The sequence below is a fragment of the Micromonospora rosaria genome (assembly GCF_001567585.1).
GTDB lineage: Bacteria > Actinomycetota > Actinomycetes > Mycobacteriales > Micromonosporaceae > Micromonospora > Micromonospora rosaria.
This window is the reverse complement of sequence record NZ_LRQV01000050.1, coordinates 1-16,530: the sequence shown is the minus strand read 5'-3', so window position 1 is coordinate 16,530 and position 16,530 is coordinate 1. Positions and strand designations below refer to the sequence as shown.

Genomic DNA, 16,530 nt, shown 5'->3' with positions numbered 1-16,530 from the left:
TGGATAGGCTCGACCGGTGCGAGTCTCTGAGCGGCCGACGGACCCGGCCGGCCCCGGCTGGCCGGCCCGCCTGCACGTGGTGACCGGCAAGGGCGGCACCGGCAAGACGAGCGTGGCGGCGGCGCTGGCCCTCGGGCTGGCCGCCGGTGGCCGGCGCACCCTCCTGGTGGAGGTGGAGGGGCGGCAGGGCATCGCCCAGCTCTTCGGCACCGACCCGCTGCCGTACGAGGAGCGGCACCTGACCGACGCCCCGGGCGGTGGGGAGGTACGGGCCCTGGCGGTGGACGCCGAGGAGGCCCTGCTGGAGTACCTCGACATGTTCTACAAGCTCGGCGCGGCCGGTCGGGCGCTGCGCAAGTTCGGCGCGATCGACTTCGCCACCACCATCGCCCCCGGCCTGCGGGACGTCCTGCTCACCGGGAAGGTGAAGGAGGCCACCACCCGCTCCACCGGGCAGCGCCGGGTGTACGACGCGGTGGTGCTGGACGCCCCGCCGACCGGCCGGATCGGCCGGTTCCTCAACGTCACCGCGGAGACCGCGCGGCTGGCCAAGGTCGGGCCGATCAAGACGCAGAGCGAGGGGGTCGCCGCGCTGCTGCGCTCCCCCATGGCGGCGGTGCACGTGGTGACGCTGCTGGAGGAGATGCCGGTCCAGGAGACGGTGGACGCGATCGCCGAGCTGACCCAGTTCGGGTTCCCGGTGGGCCGGGTGATCGTGAACGCGGCGCGGGCGCCGCTGCCGGCCGGCACCGTGGTCAGCCAGGCCGAGCTGCGCCGGGGGCTGCTCGCCGCCGGCCTGCCGGCCGACCGGGCCACCGTCGCCGGGCTGCACGGGGAGGCGCGGGACCAGGCGGCCCGGCGCGAGCTGGAGGACTCGCTCCGGGCCGACCTGGTGGAGCTGGGGCGGCCGATCACGGAGTTGCCGCTGTTGCCGGGCGGGGTCGACCGGGCGGGGTTGCAGGCGCTGGCCGCGGCGCTGGTCGCCGCGGATTGACTCACACCTGCCCACGGCACCCGGCGGAGCAGCACCGTGGACCGATACGCTCGATTGGTGCCTTCCGAAGACGCGGCGCCGCGACTGGACGTGGACCGGATCCTCGCCGACCCCGGCGTCCGGATCGTGGTCTGCTGCGGCGCGGGTGGCGTGGGCAAGACGACCACCGCCGCCGCGCTCGCGCTCCGCGCGGCCGAGCAGCACGGCCGGCGTACCGTGGTGCTCACCATCGACCCGGCCCGCCGGCTGGCCCAGTCCCTCGGCCTGACCGAGCTGGACAACACCCCCCGCCAGGTCAAGGGGCTCGACGTCGAGGCCAGCGGCGGCGAGTTGCACGCCATGATGCTGGACATGAAGCGGACCTTCGACGACGTGGTGCTGCAGCACACCGACCCGGCGAAGGCGGCGGAGATCTTCGCCAACCCCTTCTACCAGGCCATGAGTTCGACCTTCGCCGGCACGCAGGAGTACATGGCGATGGAGAAGCTCGGCCAGTTGCACGCCCGGGGCGAGTGGGACCTGATCGTGGTGGACACCCCGCCGTCCCGCTCCGCGCTGGACTTCCTGGACGCGCCGGCCCGGCTCTCCCGGTTCCTCGACGGGCGGATGCTGCGGCTGCTGCTCGCCCCGGCGCGGACCGGGGGGCGGAGCATGTTCAGCTTCGTCACGGCGAGCTTCGGGATGTTCTCGAAGGTGGTGCAGAAGGTGCTCGGCGCCCAGCTGCTCACCGACCTGTCCGGCTTCGTCGCCGCACTGGACTCGATGTTCGGCGGCTTCCGGCAGCGGGCCGAGCAGACGTACCGGATCCTGCAGGCCCGGGAGACGGCGTTCCTGCTGGTCGCGGCACCGGAGCCGGACGCGGTCCGGGAGGCCGCGTACTTCGCCGGCCGGCTGCGCGAGGAGCGGATGCCGCTGGCCGGGCTGGTGCTGAACCGGGTGCACCGGCCGGCGGTGCCGGCCCCGGACGCGGCGGAGAGCCTCGCCGCCGCGCAACGGCTGGTCGAGGCCGGTGGGCACGAGGGCACCGTCGAGGTGCTGCGGGCGCACGCCGCCCTGGCCGAGCAGGCGGACCGCGAGCGGCGGGTGGCGGCGCGGTTCACCACGGCGTTCCCGGCGGTACCGGCGGTCTCGGTCGCGGCACAGCCCGTCGACGTCCACGACGTCGACGGGCTGCGGGCGATCGGCGCGGCGATCAGCCAGCCGTGAACCGGCCGGTCAACCGACGTTGACCAGCACCTTGTCCTTACCGGACTTGTCGTCCTTGGCGTTCTTCTTCATCGCCGCCTCGAACATCTTGCGCCAACTCGCCACCTGCGGGTGCCGGCGCAGCAACGCCCGGCGCTCACGTTCGGTCATGCCACCCCACACTCCGAACTCGATCCGGTTGTCGAGCGCGTCGGCCAGGCACTCGTACCTGACTGGGCAACTGCGGCAGATCCGCTTGGCGACGTTCTGTTCGGCGCCCTGGACGAACAAGGCGTCCGGGTCTCCGTTCTGACACGCCGCCAGCGACGGCCAGTCAGTGATCATGCCCATCTGTACACGTCCCCCCTCGGAGTACTACCGACGTCGTCGCGACCAGCCGTCCACGTCCCGGTCGTCCTGCCCGGCCTCCCCCAAGGCGGCACGGACGACTGTGGCTGGATCGTCGCCACCATCATGCTCTGTAGTCGCCTGATTACGCAACGTTGTCGGCGAAATCCATCATTCCGGACACTCCCGGCTTCCCGGGCTCTCGTCGGCCGCTTACCCCACCCCGGGTCAGGAAAACGCTGCGCGACCGGACCACCACGGAGGAGACTCGCCGGTTTCGCGCAACCACTGACGGGGGGTCGTGCGTTTAGCACAACGAGACCGGCGCGTGCAGGAAATGGGGAAAGTGGCCCCAGCGCCCCTCGTTCCCTACTCGCGTACCCTGTCGAGGTGACCTGGATGCGGAAACGTGACCACAATGTGCTGACCAACGCCGCATCGCTGCTCATCTGTGGCCTGTTGGCCGGGGTCGTGGTCGCTGCGGCGGCCTTCCCCGCGGTGGCGATGTCCGGACTAGCCGCCAAGGCGGGCGCGGAGACATTCGGCGCCCTGCCCAAGGAGCTGACGATGGCCCGCGCGCCGCAGATCAGCTACGTGCTCGCGGCCGACGGCAAGACCCCCCTAGCGATCATGTACGACGAGAACCGTCGGGACGTCAAGCTGGCCGACATCTCGCCGGTCATGCAGAAGGCGATCATCGCGGCCGAGGACCACGACTTCTACAAGCACAACGGCGTCGACATCAACGGCGTCGTGCGGGCTTTCGTCAACAACTCCTCCGCCGCCAACTCGCGGCAGGGCGCCTCCACGCTGACCATGCAGTACGTGCGGCTGAACATCGCCTACTCGGCGACCCACCCGCAGGACGTGGTCGCGGCCACCGAGGACACCAGCGCCCGCAAGGTCCGGGAGATGAACTACGCGCTCCAGATCGAGAAGGAGCTCAGCAAGGACGAGATCCTGGAGCGGTACCTGAACATCGCCGCCTTCGGCAACGGCGCGTACGGCATCTTCGCCGCCAGCCAGGTCTACTTCGGCAAGCCGCCGAAGGACCTGAAGATCGAGGAAGCGGCGATGCTGGCCGGCATGGTGAAGGCGCCCACCGCCTTCAACCCGACCACCAAGAGCGGCTACCAGCAGGCGGTCGACCGGCGCAACTACGTGATCCAGAACATGGTCACCACCGGCGCGATCACCCAGGAGGAGGCCGACAAGGCCAAGGCGGTCAAGCTGACGGTCAAGGGCAAGCGCGCCCCCAACGGCTGCGTCGCCACCACCAAGAAGGGCTGGGGCTTCTTCTGCGACTACTTCTACCGCTGGTGGCTGCAGCAGGAGGAGTTCGGCTCGACCACGTACGACCGGGAGCGGCGGCTCAAGAGCGGCGGCTACACCATCACCACCACCCTCGACGTGCAGGCGCAGGACGGCGCGGACAGGGCGGTCCGCGACGGTCTCTCGGTGCGGAGCAAAGCGGCCCGGATGGTGGCGATGGTCGAGCCGGGCACCGGCCGGGTCCGCGCCCTGTCGGTGAACCGCAACTTCAAGCTCGACGACCCGGACAAGCCGCAGAACGAGCTCGCCAGCGAGCCGAGGAAGCGGGACAAGGGCATCCGGGGCAACTACCCGAACACCGTGAACCCGCTGCTCACCGGCGGTGACGGCATCACCGGGTACCAGGCCGGCTCGGTCTTCAAGATCTTCACGATCGTGGCCGCCCTGGAGAAGGGCATCCCGCTCAGCTACTCGTTCGACTCGCCGCAGCAGTTCAAGTCCCAGTACATCGTCGAGCGGGGCAGTCCCGCCGCCTGCCCGGGGACGAACAACTACTGCCCGACGAACTCGAACAAGAAGGCCGGCGGCGTACAGAACATGTGGAGCGCGTTCGCCCAGTCGACCAACACCTACTTCGTCCCGCTCCAGCAACGGGTCGGCGCGGAGAACGTGGTCGACGTGGCCAAGCGGCTCGGCATCGAGTTCCGGGTGAGCGAAGAGGCGAAGTGGGCCGACAACAAGGCCTACGCGCACGACTGGGGCGCCTTCACCCTCGGCGTCTCCTCGGTCACCCCGCTGGACCTGGCCAACTCGTACGCCACCCTGGCGGCGGACGGCAAGTACTGCGAGCCGATCCCGGTGCAGGAGATCAAGGACCCCGACGGCAAGAAGCTGGACATCGCCAACCCCCGCTGCAAGAAGGCGGTCAGCACCGAGGTCGCCCGCGCTGCGGTCGACGCCGCCCGCTGCCCGGTCGGCGACAACTCCCGCACCAGCCGCTGCGGCGGCAGCCGGACCGCCGCCTCGGTCAAGTCGGTGGTGGACGCGCCGGTGGCCGGCAAGTCTGGCACCACCGACTCGGAGAAGACCGCCTCCCTGGTCGCCATGACCAAGCAGTACGCGGTGGCCGGCATCATGGCCGACCCGGACTGGCCGCAGACCCGGCAGCGGATGCCCCACCCGGGCTCGGGCGGTATCAACCAGCCGGTGGAGAGATCGCTGGCCGCCGCGATGAAGGGCAAGGAGCGGATCAACTTCACCCCACCGGGGCAGAAGATCTCCGAGGGTGACCAGCGGAGCATCCCGAACGTGAGTTGTCAGTCCGTGGACAGCGCGAAGTCCCGGATCCAGGGCGCCGGCTTCCAGGCGGTCGTCTCCGACGCGCGGGTCGCGTCGAGTTGCCCGCCGGGTACCGCCGCCGGCACCAGCCCGAACGGCCGCACCATCAAGGGCGGCGTGGTCACCATCCAGGTGAGCGCCGGCAACGGTGGTGGTGGCAACCAGAACGACGGCGGCCAAGGCCCGCCCGACGGTCGACCCGGCGGCTGAGCCGGGCGACACCCGACACACCGAAGCGGGCGGCACGAATCATCGTGCCGCCCGCTTCGTCGTACCCGACAGGTCCGTCGAGGGCGCTCGCCGCCGGCCGGCCGGCGGCCCCGGTCAGAGGCCGAGCTGCCGGCGTACCTCGGCGGCGACCCGACCGCCCTCGGCCCGGCCTGCCACCGCGGCCTGGGCCGCCTTCATCGCCGGGCCCATCTGCGCCTTCCCGGTGAAGCCGCCGTCGGCGAGCGCCCCCGAGACCAGCTCGGTCAGCTCGGCGTCGGAGAGCTGCCGGGGCAGGTACCGCTCCAGTACCTCGCCCTCGGCGCTCTCCTTGGCGGCCTGCTCGGCGCGGCCGGCGTCGGCGAAGGCGGTCGCGGCCTCGCGCCGCTTCTTCGCCTCCTTGGTCAGCACGGCGAGCACCTCGTCGTCGGTGAGCTCGCGCTTGGCCTTGCCGGCCACCTCGGCGGTGCCGACGGCGGCCAGCGCCATCCGCAGGGTGGAGGTGGTCAGTTCGTCGCGCGCCTTGAGCGCGGTTCGCATGTCGGCGGTGAGCCGGTCCTTCAGCGTGCTCATGGACGGTCAAACTACCCTGATCGCCATGCGAAAGCGCACACTATTCCGCCGGCTCGCGGCCGGAACCGTCGTGGCCGGCGCGGCCACCCTCGCGTACGCGTCGCTCGTCGAGCGCAACATGTTCACCCTGCGCCGGTACGACGTGCCGATGCTGCCGGCCGACGCGGAGCCGCTGCGCATCCTGCATGTGTCGGACCTGCACATGATGCCCAACCAGGCCCGCAAGCAGAACTGGGTGGCCTCGCTGGCCGCCCTCGACCCGGACCTGGTGGTGGTGACCGGGGACAACATGGCCGATCCCGGCGCGGTCCCGGGTGTGCTGCGCGCCCTGCAACCGCTGCTCGACTACCCGGGCGCGTTCGTCTTCGGCTCCAACGACTACACCGGCCCGGTGCTGAAGAACCCCTTCTCCTACTTCCTGCCCGACCGGGAGTACGCCGAGGGCGCCGAACTGCCCTACGAGGAGCTGCGGGACGTCCTGGTCGGTGCCGGCTGGGCCGACCTGAACAACGCCCGTACCTCGATCAAGGCGGGCGGGCGGCTGGTCGAACTGGTCGGGGTGGACGACCCGCACATCGGCCGGGACGAGTACGACCTGGTGGCCGGCCCGGTCTCGGCCTCGGCGGAGCTCGCCATCGCGCTCACCCACTCGCCGGAGCCGGTCGTGCTAGACCAGATGGCGGCGGACGGCTTCGAGCTGCTGCTGGCCGGCCACACGCACGGCGGCCAGGTCTGCGTGCCGGGGTTCGGGGCCCTGGTGACCAACTGCGGCCTGCCCCGGTCGATGGCCAAGGGCCTGCACCGCTGGCCCGAGTCGGACGCCTGGCTGCACGTCTCGGCCGGCCTGGGCACCCACCCCACCGCCCCGGTACGGTTCGCCTGCCCGCCGGAGGCGAGCATCCTCACCCTGATCCCCCGCTGACCCTCGCCGTCACGCTCGGGCTGGCGGGCGGGCGGGCGGGCGGGCGCAGCCTAGCGGCCGGCCCTGTCGAGCTGAATCGTTGGTGACATCACCGGTGCGGCGGCCCGTGACGGGGTGCCGTGCGGCGTCGCGGGACGTCGAGGGCTGCGGTCGGCGGCGTCCCACCTACCCGGAGCGACCGCCCGACCGCCCGGCCGGCTCCACAGGGCCCGGCCGGCCGCTCCGGGCGCTGACGACTGAGTCGCTCACGACATCAGCTCGACAGGGCCATCGGAGGTGTTCGGCAAGTCCGGGCCGGAGCGGGGTGCGACCCCGTCGGGCGGCCCGCTCCGGCCGCCCGGTCGGCCGTCGGTCCGCACCCGCGCAGGTCGCGCGGGTGGTGCTGCCGGCCCCCGGAGGGGAGGGGGTACCGAGTTTGCCCCCCGGGCGCGGTGGGCTAGTATTTGTCCGCACGCCTCGGGGTGTGGCGCAGCTTGGTAGCGCGCTTCGTTCGGGACGAAGAGGTCGTCGGTTCGAATCCGGCCACCCCGACCAGGTGAGAGGGCACATCCAATCGATGGATGTGCCCTCTAGTGCTTCCTGAGTGACTAACTGAGTGACTAGCGCTCCGGGGCCAGCGCGAAGATGCGGTCCATGGCGACCGCGCCGCTGAGCAGCACCGGCCGGAGCTGGTGCCGGTAGACCTTCTCCGTGACCGTGGTGCCAGAGTGCCCGCACAGGTCGGCGATGTCTTCCAAGCTCACCCCGCTACTGGACAGCACCGACACGAAGCTGTGACGCAGTTCTCGGGGCGTCCAGTCGGCGGCGGTCAGCCCTGCCTTGGCGGCCACTCTCCGAAACGCGCGCCGGACGTTGGCTGCGTCCAGGGAGCTGCCCACCGTGCTAGCGAACACGAGGTTGCGCGGTCTCCAGTCCTTGCCAGCCTTGTCGCGGTCGCGCTGTTGCAGTTCTCCGTGCCGACGGAGCGCGAGCACGCACCGGAGAGGCAAGGCGAGCGTACGGCGTGACTTGCGGGTCTTGGTATCGCCACCGGCGCGGACCGAGTGCCATACCGCGATGGAGGGCGGCACGGGAGGGTCATCGTCGGGTCGGCCAGTCAGGTCGACGTGGTCCCACGTCAGTGCTCGTAGTTCCTCGGTGCGCGCCCCGGTCAGAAGCGACAGCACGACGTAGGCATAGAGCCGGCTGTCCTCGGCAGCGGCGAGGACAGCCTTTGCCTGGTCCAGGGTCAGCGATTTGGAGGGTCGCCCCTCTTGCCCTTTCGGTATGGAGCAGAGCGCGACCACGTTTCGCTTCACCTTGTCCCGTGCCATTGCGCGGTTGACCGCGCGATTCAGGCAGGCGCACACCTCTCGCAGCGTGCGGGTACTCAGGATTGCCGCCTTCCCTGCAAGCCACCGGTCGACATCTTCCGCGCTGAGGTCACGCAGTTTCCGCGCCCCGATGTCGGGGATGATGTGCCCGCGACAGAGGTAGCCGCACTTATCGATGGTGCCTTTCGACGTTCCGGGCAGTCCGTAGGTAAGCCAGTCGTTCACGGCGTCCGCGACGGTGAAGCCCTGCGGAGCGATGGTCAAGCCGTCTTCATGGTCGCGCAGTACCTCTTTGAGCTTGGTCTTGGCCTCCGTCTTGGTCTTGCCGCTGCCACGCCGAACGATGCGCTTACCGGCAGGGGTGTAGCCGACCGTGACGGACGCGATCCAGCGCTGGCGTGCCTCGTCCCAGTGCAGGCCACCATCCCCGCGACTTCGGCGCTTGGTCATCAGGCAGCCTCCTTCATGCTTTCACCTTCAAGTAGGGCGACGTAGTCGGCGATTGCTTGGGCGGGCACGAGTCGTGCCCGACCTTGGGTGACCGATCGAAGTCGGCCGGAGCGAATCTGTTCGTAGATCACGGTGCGGCTCAGGCTGAGCAGTGCCATTGCCTCAGGGATGCGGTAAAGGGCTTTAGGTCGCACGCTGAGCGCCTTTCGTGAGGGTGGGCACACGGCAAGCAAGACGGGAAGGCATTGACGCAGAACGGCGCTAGCCGGGCCGCTGGGAGCGCCGTAGAGCCAAGATCGGAGGCGGCCCGGTGTTAGGCATGGGCGAATCCGTCTGTGTGGCTCTCAGCGGGTCGGCGTGGATGGGGTCGGTGGCGGGCGGTCGATGCTGTTGTCAGGAGGGCTGAACCATCTCCGCATCTCCGCATCTCCGCAAACATGGCCTTGAGCTGGGCGAATGCTTGCGGAGATGCGGAGTCACCTCGGGGGGCCATCTCCGCAAGAGGGCTTCATCTCCGCAGGTTGGTTGCGGAGATGCGGAGATCGATGATTGTCGGGGTGGCGATCTCCGCAGAGTGTTTTTCCTGCTAGGGGGTGGTGGGTGCGGCGTTGCGGAGATGCGGAGATGGTTCAGCGGGTTTCAGCCCTGGTGGCGTTCGACCCAGAACACGGCCCGGTCACCGCGCTCACTCTTCCCGGCCCGGACGACGTGGTCGCCGCGCCATCGTCCGGCCTGCCCGGTCAGCAGTCGCCCGAGTTGGAGGGGGTTGGGTAGGCGTCCGGCGCTGGTGGTGATGAACTGCCCGTCCCACGGGTCGTGAACGTCGCTGCCCAGCGTCATCGGTTCGGCGTCACGACGAAGGTCGGCGGCGGTCAGGGGCCGACCGGCGTGGCGCTCGTGCCAGGTGGTGAGGAACGCGCGCCAGCGCGTTTCGTCTTCATCGATCTCTCGCACGTCCGCCGCGTTGGTGAGGAACCCGTCGATGTGGTGGTGGGCGAGGAACCCGCCGAGTGCTTGCGCCCACGGGGTGAACTGCCGCATCGACAGCCCGGCGGCGCGGGGTGCCCCTTGACGGGTCCAGTCGAGCACCAGGACCAGGAGGTGCCACAGGACGGTCAGTTGGTTGGCCGGGTCGGTGATCCACTGGTCAAGGTGCGGGATGCCGAACCCGGACTGGTCGCGGAGTTCCGGTCGGGGCATGTTCGGGTCTAGGTGCACCCGCACGGTTCGGGAGGCCATGTCTCCGCCGACTTGCAGGTTGTTGCCGGTGGCCATCCACAGCCGGTCGTTGACGGTGGCGACGTTGCGCGACGCGCCCAACTGCCGATCCGACCACACCCCGCTCGTGACGAGCTGGGCGAGCACAGCGGAGTCGATGACGGTGCCCTCGGCGAGGTTGTCCCAGATCACCACCCCGACCTGCTCGGCCAACACCGCCGTGATGCTCTTGCGGAGTTCTTCGTCGGAGTACGCCCACGGCATGACCCGCTGCCCGTAGAGCATTCCCGGCCCGGCGGTCAGGATGGTTTTCCCCGATGAGGGCATGGTGGCGTCGATCAGCGCGAAAGGGGTCAGGCTGCGGGTGAAGTGTCGCAGGATCGGTGTGGCCAGCAGCGCGACGTAGTTCGCCCGGTCGGCGGCGCTCGCCCATGGGAAATCGCGCAGGAACCGTCCGAGCAGGAACCGTCTCGCCTCGCTGACCTGCTCGCCGGTGGGCTGGTCGGGCACCGGAGGCAGCGCGACCTTGGCGGCGAGGTACAGGCCGGTAGCCGGGTCGTAACCGGGCCGCTGCAACAGCGTCCCGTCACGGCGCAGAACAGGTGCGCCGATGATCCCGCGCAGCGGTGCGACGTTCGGCCACGTCTTCCCCGCCAGCACCGACGACAGGATCTCCCGAGGTGGGGTGACTTCTTCCTCGTACGGTTCGGGGTCGCCGCTGTCGTTCTTGCGGACCTTCACCCGGTAAACGTAGGCGTGTTCGGCGAGCAACCCCGCCAAGCCGGCCGGGGTGACCGGGCTCGCCGCGACCGGGAGGGGTGAGTCGTCGTCGGCGGCGGTGGTGAGGCCACCGGACACCGACTCCATGTGCACGAGGGTGCCGGCCGACACGTACGTGTCGGGCAGCACCCCATCCGTCAGGGCGGCTTTGAGGGTGCGGATGGTTTCGGGGCCGGTGCCGACCTGCAACCGCCGGTCGCTGCTCATGCGGCCACCTTCCTGGGTTGACGCGCCCCGACCCGCAGGCCGGACGCGATGGTGCGGGTGACCTCCCCGTGCCGCAGCCCGATCGACAAGGCGGCGGGCTCCAGGGCGGCGGTCACGTCGTCATCGGTGAGCGCTCCCCCGGCAGCCAACTGACCGAGCGCGACCGCGCTGGCGAACAAGGCGTGATTGCGCTGCCCTTCGGGGGCGTGGGTGAGGTGGTCGACCTGGCGGCGGATCGCGGCGGCCACGTATCGGCCGCGCCGGTCGGCCGGCAACCCGACCACGGCAGGCCGGTGGGCCGGTCGCGGGGCGGGGGCGAGCAGGTCGGCCAGCCATGCGGGTAGCGGGTCGGGGTCGCAGTCGAGCGCCACCGTGTAGGGCCGCCCGGCGACCGTGCTTCCGGCGCCCACGACGTACCCGCCGTGCGCGCGGGTGTCGACCATCGGGCCGACCGTGCCGGCCGTGTTTCGCAACGTCGGCCCGGTGTCGGGGTGCCGGTAGTAGAGGTGCGCGCCACCTCGGCCGGTCGTGACGGTGTACGTCGGGTCGACGGTCCCGCCGTGCCGGCCGGTCAGGTCGGTGAGAGTGTCCAGGCCGGACGGCCCACCATCGGTGACGTCCAGGTCGACCACGACCAGCCCCGACGGGCCGCACGCCACCCCGATGCCGTAGGGGCGGGTGGTCCATGCCCGGCGGATACGGGTCGGGTCGGTGGTGGCGCGGTCTTCCCACCCGAGGTGCCGGCCGGCGGCCCGGCAGCGCGGGTCGCGGCCGGTGCAGTCGTCTCCGCTGTGGTCGGGCACGGCGGGTCGCTTGTCGTCAGGGCGGAGGGGGAAGACGTGCCAGCCTCGTGCGGCGTGGGCGAGCGCGGCAGCGAGCAGGTCGTCAGGCACCGGGGGTCTCCTTCCATGCGGGGGCGCGGCGGGTGGCGCGGGCGGTGTCGAGGTCGATGAGCGCCGCACCCTGCCCACCCCGGTCGACCGGACGGGCGGGGCGGGCGGTGGCGGTGAGCGCGAGCCGCAGGTAGACGCGGTGCCGTCCGGCGTCAACCCCGGCCAGCGGGTGCGGGTCACCGCGGAACACCACATAGGCGGCGGCGGTCAGGGCGTCGATCGCGGCGGCGAGTTCCGGCGTGGTGCCGGTCAACCAGACCTCCATCACCCGGCCCTCCCCGCTGCCGGCCGGGCGGCGATGCCCGCGCGGGTCACGGCCTGACGGACGTCGGCGAGTAGCCCGACCAACTGACGGCGGGCGGCCACCTCGGTCGGGGCCAGTGCGACCCGTAGCCGGATTTCGGCGTGGTCGCGGCCGGCGGCGGTCCGCACCCGCACCAGGACGGCGCGGGCACGGCCGGGCAGATCGACCACGAGTTCGTCGGAGCGGTGCTCGCCGAGGTTGCAGCGGTGGTCCCGGCCGCACCAGTCGGTGTGCCCGGCGCGGCGGGTCATCGGGTGGCCTCGCTGCGGATGCGGTGGAAGTAGGCGAAGATCCGCCGACCGACGCGCAGGTGGATACCTCGGTCGCAGCGCCGGCAGGCACGCGGCCGGCGCAGGAACCGCGTCGTGGTCTGGCCGGTTCCGGCGCAGCGGCGGCACCGGGTGAACGGGCGGACGTAGCACAAGCCGGCATAACCGAGCGTGACCAGCGCGGCCGGTGCGGCGACGGTGATAGCGAGGGTGAGCAGGGGGTCCACAAGAGCCTCCGGGGCCGGTTTCAGGGCGTAGAGGGCTGTGAGCTGCTATCCGCTAGAGGGCAGCTCATGATTGGGATGTGGTGCTAGCGGGGGTGCTAGCGCTAGCAGGTCGGGCCGCTAGCGCTAGCACCCACACGGCGGGCTAGCCGGCGGACCGCTTCCGGTCACGCTCCGCGATCGCCTTGAGAAGGTCGGTGTGCTTGATGCCGCGCCGGGTGACGGCCTTTCCGTCGACCCGCCGACCCACGTCGCCGACCTTCACCAGGGGGTGTGGCTTGAGTGCGGTGGTGAGTTGGGCGGCTTCCCACCCCGTGTAGACGTCGGGCCGCAGCTCGGCCAGCAGCCCGCACAGCGTCTCGTTCCAGACGGCCTTGTCGTCGCCCGGCCACACCCGCGCGAGGTCGGCGAGCAGGTCGGCGACCGGCCCGGCGTCGCGGGTCTGCTCATCGAGGTTGGGCAGGGTGCCGGCCGTGGCGCGCAAGGCGACGGCGCGGGCCACGATCCGGGCGGCGGCGGTGGTGTCGACGTAGAACGACCGGACGGAGGCGACCTTGCCGAACCCGCGCAGGATGCCCCACCCGGCCTCGTCCACCGGCTGAAACACCGTCGCCCGGTAGCCGTTCTTGTACGCCGACGTCCCGAGGATCATGTCGTTCGCGGTCTGGTCGGCCACGGACAGGCAGAACCGGGAGTTGACGTTGCGGGTGATGCCGGTCGGCAAGCTGTCCTTGTCGGGGATCTGCGTCCCGATCAGGATGATCACACCCAACGCCCGACCCAGCTTGATGACCTTCTCCAGGATTTCCCCGGCGTCTTTGCCGTACTTGCTGGTCATCAGCTCTTGCAGCTCATCGAACCAGGCCACCAGCGGGTGCAGCCCGGACCCCTTCAACGACGCGAGTTCGGGGGTGACCTTGTTCTCGGGTGCCTTCCCGAGTCGGGCGTAGTGCTCGATGCGCTTGGAGCGGCGGCGGCATTCCTCGTACAGCCACTCGATGAACGCGAAACACCGGGCGAGGGTGTCGTCGTCGAAGCCGTTGCCGTACTCGGCCATCACCGGCTCCAACACCGCGAAGTCGCCGACTCCCTTCAACTCGTAGCCCCGGATCTCCGCGCGCGGGTCCAGGGCTGCGGCGAGGATCAGGTCACGCAACGCGAACGTCTTCCCGCTGCCGGGCTGTCCGCCGAACAGGAAGTTGCGGAACATCAGGTCCACCGTCACCGTGTCCAGCCGGGGCGTGGTGGCGAACGGGAACGGCTTGAACACGTCCACCCGCGCCGTGCCGGCCAGCAGCGGCCACGGGGGTTGCTTCATCTGCGACGCCGGCTCGTACCCGACCCACAACGCCAACCGGCCGGTGTGTCCGGGGGCCGGTTCCGGCCACACCTGGTCCAGGGGCAGGCGCATCGCCGATGCGAGCTTGCCGCGCCGGGCGACCACCTCGGCCGCCTCCACCCCGTACGGGAGGTCGACCACCGCGAGGTGGCCGGGGCCGTCGCGGTGGATGTCGACCGGGAAGCTGATCGCCTTCGGGTCCTTGGCGACCGCCGAGTTGATGGCGGCCATTTGCAGCGACGTGAGCGCCCGCCGGACCAGGTCGGCGGTGAGCTTGCGGTAGCGGGTGCCTTCCGTGACCCGATCGGTGAGCGGCTTGTCAGCCGGACGACCTCGGGTCGCCAACCACGGCACCACCACGCCGGCCGCGACCGCCGACCACCACGACGGCCCGGCAGCCACCACGACCACACCGGCCCCGGTGCCGGCGGTGCCGGCGGCGAGAACCCACCACCGCCACACCGACTGACGCTGCCGCCGGGCGTCCAGCTTCAACCACGTGTCGGCGTCACCCCGCGACGCGGCAGCCTGCCGTAGGTGCCAGTTCCCTTCCTCGGCGGTCGCCCACCGCAACGCCTGACCGATCCCGCGAACCGCGCCGATCGGTGCCCACGCGATCGCCTTCACCAGGTACTTCGGCAACCGGACACCGTGATACGCGGCTACGTAGCCGGCATCCTTGGCCTGGTGCCGGACAGCGGCACGCAAGCCCCGGCCCGACCGCGCCCACTCGGCCAGGATCGGCCGACGCTCACGCTGCCGCGCCACCACCTCGGCCGGAATGTCACCGGCCATGTCCACCGGACCACCGATGCGGCCCGGCCCGTCGTCCACCGTCTCAGCGTCGGTGTCGTCGTCGTTGTCGTCGGCCGGCGGGCGGGGCGACGGCACCCGCCGCGCCCGCGCCTCGTCCAGGTCGACCACCTCAGCATCCGGCCCAACCGTCAGATCGGCCTCAGCCGCCTGCCAGTCAAAGCGCTCGTCATCAGGGGCAGTCATGATGGTGTTCCTCCAACTGGTTCTGTCAGGGATGGGGGCCGGCGGCACAGCCCGTGGTTTGCGAGGCCGGTAGGGCTGTGCCGCCGGATGGGGGTCAGAGGGGGGTGGTGGAGATCGAGATGACGTCTCCGCCGGGGATGTGCCGGGGCTCGCAGCCGTCGCAGCACAGGTAGCGGGTGTTCGGTCGGGTCAGGGACGACACGACAACGCGGCGGGTGGCTGGCTTGCCACAGATGAAGCACTTCATCGGACGGCCGAGTCTGCGAACATGGTGGTCTCTCCCACGGTTGTGATGGCTGAGGGTTGAGGCCGGCGGCACAGCGCGGTTTTCCAGGCCTTGGGCTGTGCCGCCGGGCGGGGCTAGTGCTGCTCGCGGACCAGGTGCGCCAGCGCCGCGCCCATGCCGAGGACGGCCACGGGGAGACAGGCGACGGCGGTGGTGATCCACCACGGGGCCGACGTGATACCGGCGGCCACGAGCAGGTGGTAGGCGACCTGACCGAGAGCCCCGATAGCGAGCGACCCGAGAGCCGACCACTTGGCGAAGGCACGTGCCCGGTCCGGTACCCGGCCGGACAACCACACGTACAGGGCGTACGCGCCGTAGGTCTCGACCCCGATCGGCAGCGTGATCGCCGAGTTGATGGAGAAGCTGTCCCAGATGCCCGGCAGCGGGTGGACCACCCCGAACCCAGTGAGTCCGCCCAAGCCCACCCAGCCGGACCAGATCGCCACGAACGCCGGCAGGGCGAGCAGCACCACCGGCCACACCACCGCCGCACGCGGCCGGGCGGGCGTGTCGGTCGGGGTGGGCGTGTCCGGGTGACTGACCGTCGTGGCCTCGGGCGACACCTCGGGGGCGGTCGCCTCGGCGGGCGGCTCCGGGTGCGGGGTGGCGGTCGGCGGTGCCTGGGTGTCCGCCGGAGCGGCCTCGGGATCGTCGCGGGGAACGTCGACCGCGTCGACCGGGGTGGGGTCGGGGTCGACGGGGAACAGGATCGGCCGGTCGAGCAGACCGCCGGACAGGACGAGTTGGGCGTGGATTCGGTCGGACTCGGCCTGCTGCTCCCGCTCGGCGGTCAGCCGGTCCCGAAGCTCGTTGGCCTTGGCCGCGCCGATCCGGTAGGTCTGCATGAGCTTGTTCCGCGACGGGATGCCGTCGAGGTCGGCGGCCAGCTTCCGAGCGGACGGCAACAGTTCGTCAACGGGCTGAGGGAACTTCGTGCCGTTGATGGTCGGGGCGGTCATCGGGAGTCCTTCCGGTTGGCGGGTCGGGTGATGAGGAACGGTCGGTGTTCGCTGACGTTGTGGGCGCGGCCGGCGGCGGCGGTGCCGGTGAAGCCGGCCGGGCCGGCGGTGTGGGACACGTGCGGGCTGGTCGACCAGCGCGACCGGGTGCGCTTCGGCGGGTGGTCGGCCATTAGCCGGCCTGGTGGGTGTCGAGCACGTCGGCGAGCAGGTCCCGGTGGGCGGGGAACACCTGCCCGGCGTAGACCTCGGTCAGGTGGCGAACCACACAGTCGTAGTCGACGGCGGGCACCCACACGGCGCGGCGGGCGTCGTCACGGCCGGACACGTCCGGCAGCGGTCCGACGTAGCTGCCGAGGTCGATGCGAACGGGGGTGGTGACCATCCACGCCTCGTCGGAGGCGCGCGGGTCGGGCACATAGCGGGCCGGCAGCGTCTTTGCCCACG

17 protein-coding genes and 1 tRNA gene are annotated in these 16,530 nt (G+C 70.9%); 5 read left to right on the top strand and 13 right to left on the bottom strand.

Annotation, left to right across the window (positions count from 1 at the left end):
- Nucleotides 1-16 precede the first annotated feature (16 nt).
- Nucleotides 17-994 (top strand): ATPase BagA, encoded by a 978-nt coding sequence (gene bagA, locus AWW66_RS15380; RefSeq protein ID WP_067366141.1) that lies wholly within the window; start codon nt 17-19, stop codon nt 992-994.
- 54 nt (nt 995-1,048) lie between these two features.
- Complete coding sequence (gene bagB / locus AWW66_RS15375; protein WP_169807117.1) at nt 1,049-2,200, top strand: ArsA family ATPase; 1,152 nt, start codon at nt 1,049-1,051, stop codon at nt 2,198-2,200.
- 9 nt (nt 2,201-2,209) lie between these two features.
- On the opposite strand, the gene AWW66_RS15370 is transcribed toward bagB, so the two are convergent.
- Nucleotides 2,210-2,530 (bottom strand): WhiB family transcriptional regulator, encoded by a 321-nt coding sequence (locus AWW66_RS15370; RefSeq protein WP_067366136.1) that lies wholly within the window; start codon nt 2,528-2,530, stop codon nt 2,210-2,212.
- A gap of 396 nt (nt 2,531-2,926) precedes the next feature.
- Here AWW66_RS15370 and AWW66_RS15365 point away from each other — a divergent pair, with 396 nt between their 5' ends.
- Nucleotides 2,927-5,347 (top strand): penicillin-binding protein, encoded by a 2,421-nt coding sequence (locus tag AWW66_RS15365; protein WP_067366133.1) that lies wholly within the window; start codon nt 2,927-2,929, stop codon nt 5,345-5,347.
- 114 nt (nt 5,348-5,461) lie between these two features.
- Here AWW66_RS15365 and AWW66_RS15360 read toward each other — a convergent pair whose 3' ends face one another.
- Nucleotides 5,462-5,917 carry a GatB/YqeY domain-containing protein gene (locus AWW66_RS15360; RefSeq protein WP_067366130.1) on the bottom strand — a complete coding sequence of 152 codons (456 nt, stop codon included), beginning with the start codon at nt 5,915-5,917 and terminating at the stop codon, nt 5,462-5,464.
- Nucleotides 5,918-5,942: 25 nt separating this feature from the next.
- Between AWW66_RS15360 and AWW66_RS15355 the strand changes: the two genes are divergently transcribed.
- Together AWW66_RS15355 and AWW66_RS15350 are read left to right on the top strand one after the other, a co-directional pair.
- A complete protein-coding gene (locus AWW66_RS15355; protein ID WP_067366127.1) occupies nt 5,943-6,839 on the top strand; it encodes a metallophosphoesterase in 897 nt (298 codons plus the stop codon).
- A gap of 457 nt (nt 6,840-7,296) precedes the next feature.
- Nucleotides 7,297-7,373: transfer RNA gene (locus AWW66_RS15350), tRNA-Pro, on the top strand.
- A gap of 65 nt (nt 7,374-7,438) precedes the next feature.
- Here the strand turns inward: AWW66_RS15350 and AWW66_RS15345 are convergent.
- From AWW66_RS15345 to AWW66_RS34420, 11 genes are all read right to left on the bottom strand, one after another.
- Nucleotides 7,439-8,602, bottom strand: coding sequence for a site-specific integrase (locus AWW66_RS15345; RefSeq protein WP_067366124.1), 1,164 nt, complete (start codon nt 8,600-8,602; stop codon nt 7,439-7,441).
- Nucleotides 8,602-8,796, bottom strand: a complete 195-nt coding sequence (locus AWW66_RS32735; protein WP_083978515.1) for a helix-turn-helix domain-containing protein — start codon at nt 8,794-8,796, stop codon at nt 8,602-8,604. Before AWW66_RS32735 ends, AWW66_RS15345 begins: the two co-directional genes overlap by 1 nt.
- Before the next feature lie 445 nt (nt 8,797-9,241).
- Entirely contained in the window at nt 9,242-10,807 is a 1,566-nt protein-coding gene (locus tag AWW66_RS15340) for a hypothetical protein (RefSeq protein ID WP_067366121.1), read from the bottom strand.
- Nucleotides 10,804-11,700 (bottom strand): bifunctional DNA primase/polymerase, encoded by an 897-nt coding sequence (locus AWW66_RS15335; RefSeq protein ID WP_067366118.1) that lies wholly within the window; start codon nt 11,698-11,700, stop codon nt 10,804-10,806. Before AWW66_RS15335 ends, AWW66_RS15340 begins: the two co-directional genes overlap by 4 nt.
- The gene (locus AWW66_RS35355) at nt 11,693-11,965 is read right to left on the bottom strand and encodes a hypothetical protein (protein WP_067366115.1); all 273 of its coding nucleotides are present in this window, start codon (nt 11,963-11,965) and stop codon (nt 11,693-11,695) included. The genes AWW66_RS15335 and AWW66_RS35355 overlap by 8 nt, the downstream gene beginning before the upstream one ends.
- A complete protein-coding gene (locus AWW66_RS15325) occupies nt 11,965-12,255 on the bottom strand; it encodes a hypothetical protein (protein WP_067366112.1) in 291 nt (96 codons plus the stop codon). The genes AWW66_RS35355 and AWW66_RS15325 overlap by 1 nt, the downstream gene beginning before the upstream one ends.
- On the bottom strand, nt 12,252-12,500 hold the full coding sequence (locus AWW66_RS15320; RefSeq protein ID WP_067366109.1) for a hypothetical protein: 249 nt from the start codon (nt 12,498-12,500) through the stop codon (nt 12,252-12,254). The genes AWW66_RS15325 and AWW66_RS15320 overlap by 4 nt, the downstream gene beginning before the upstream one ends.
- A gap of 142 nt (nt 12,501-12,642) precedes the next feature.
- Nucleotides 12,643-14,835, bottom strand: a complete 2,193-nt coding sequence (locus tag AWW66_RS15315) for a P-loop NTPase family protein (RefSeq protein ID WP_067366107.1) — start codon at nt 14,833-14,835, stop codon at nt 12,643-12,645.
- Nucleotides 14,836-15,195: 360 nt separating this feature from the next.
- A complete protein-coding gene (locus tag AWW66_RS15310) occupies nt 15,196-16,083 on the bottom strand; it encodes a hypothetical protein (RefSeq protein ID WP_067366104.1) in 888 nt (295 codons plus the stop codon).
- A complete protein-coding gene (locus AWW66_RS33710; RefSeq protein WP_157527477.1) occupies nt 16,080-16,256 on the bottom strand; it encodes a hypothetical protein in 177 nt (58 codons plus the stop codon). Before AWW66_RS33710 ends, AWW66_RS15310 begins: the two co-directional genes overlap by 4 nt.
- On the bottom strand, nt 16,256-16,530 hold a 275-nt coding region (locus tag AWW66_RS34420; RefSeq protein WP_483819088.1), incomplete at its 5' end, for an NUDIX hydrolase. The genes AWW66_RS34420 and AWW66_RS33710, both read right to left, overlap by 1 nt.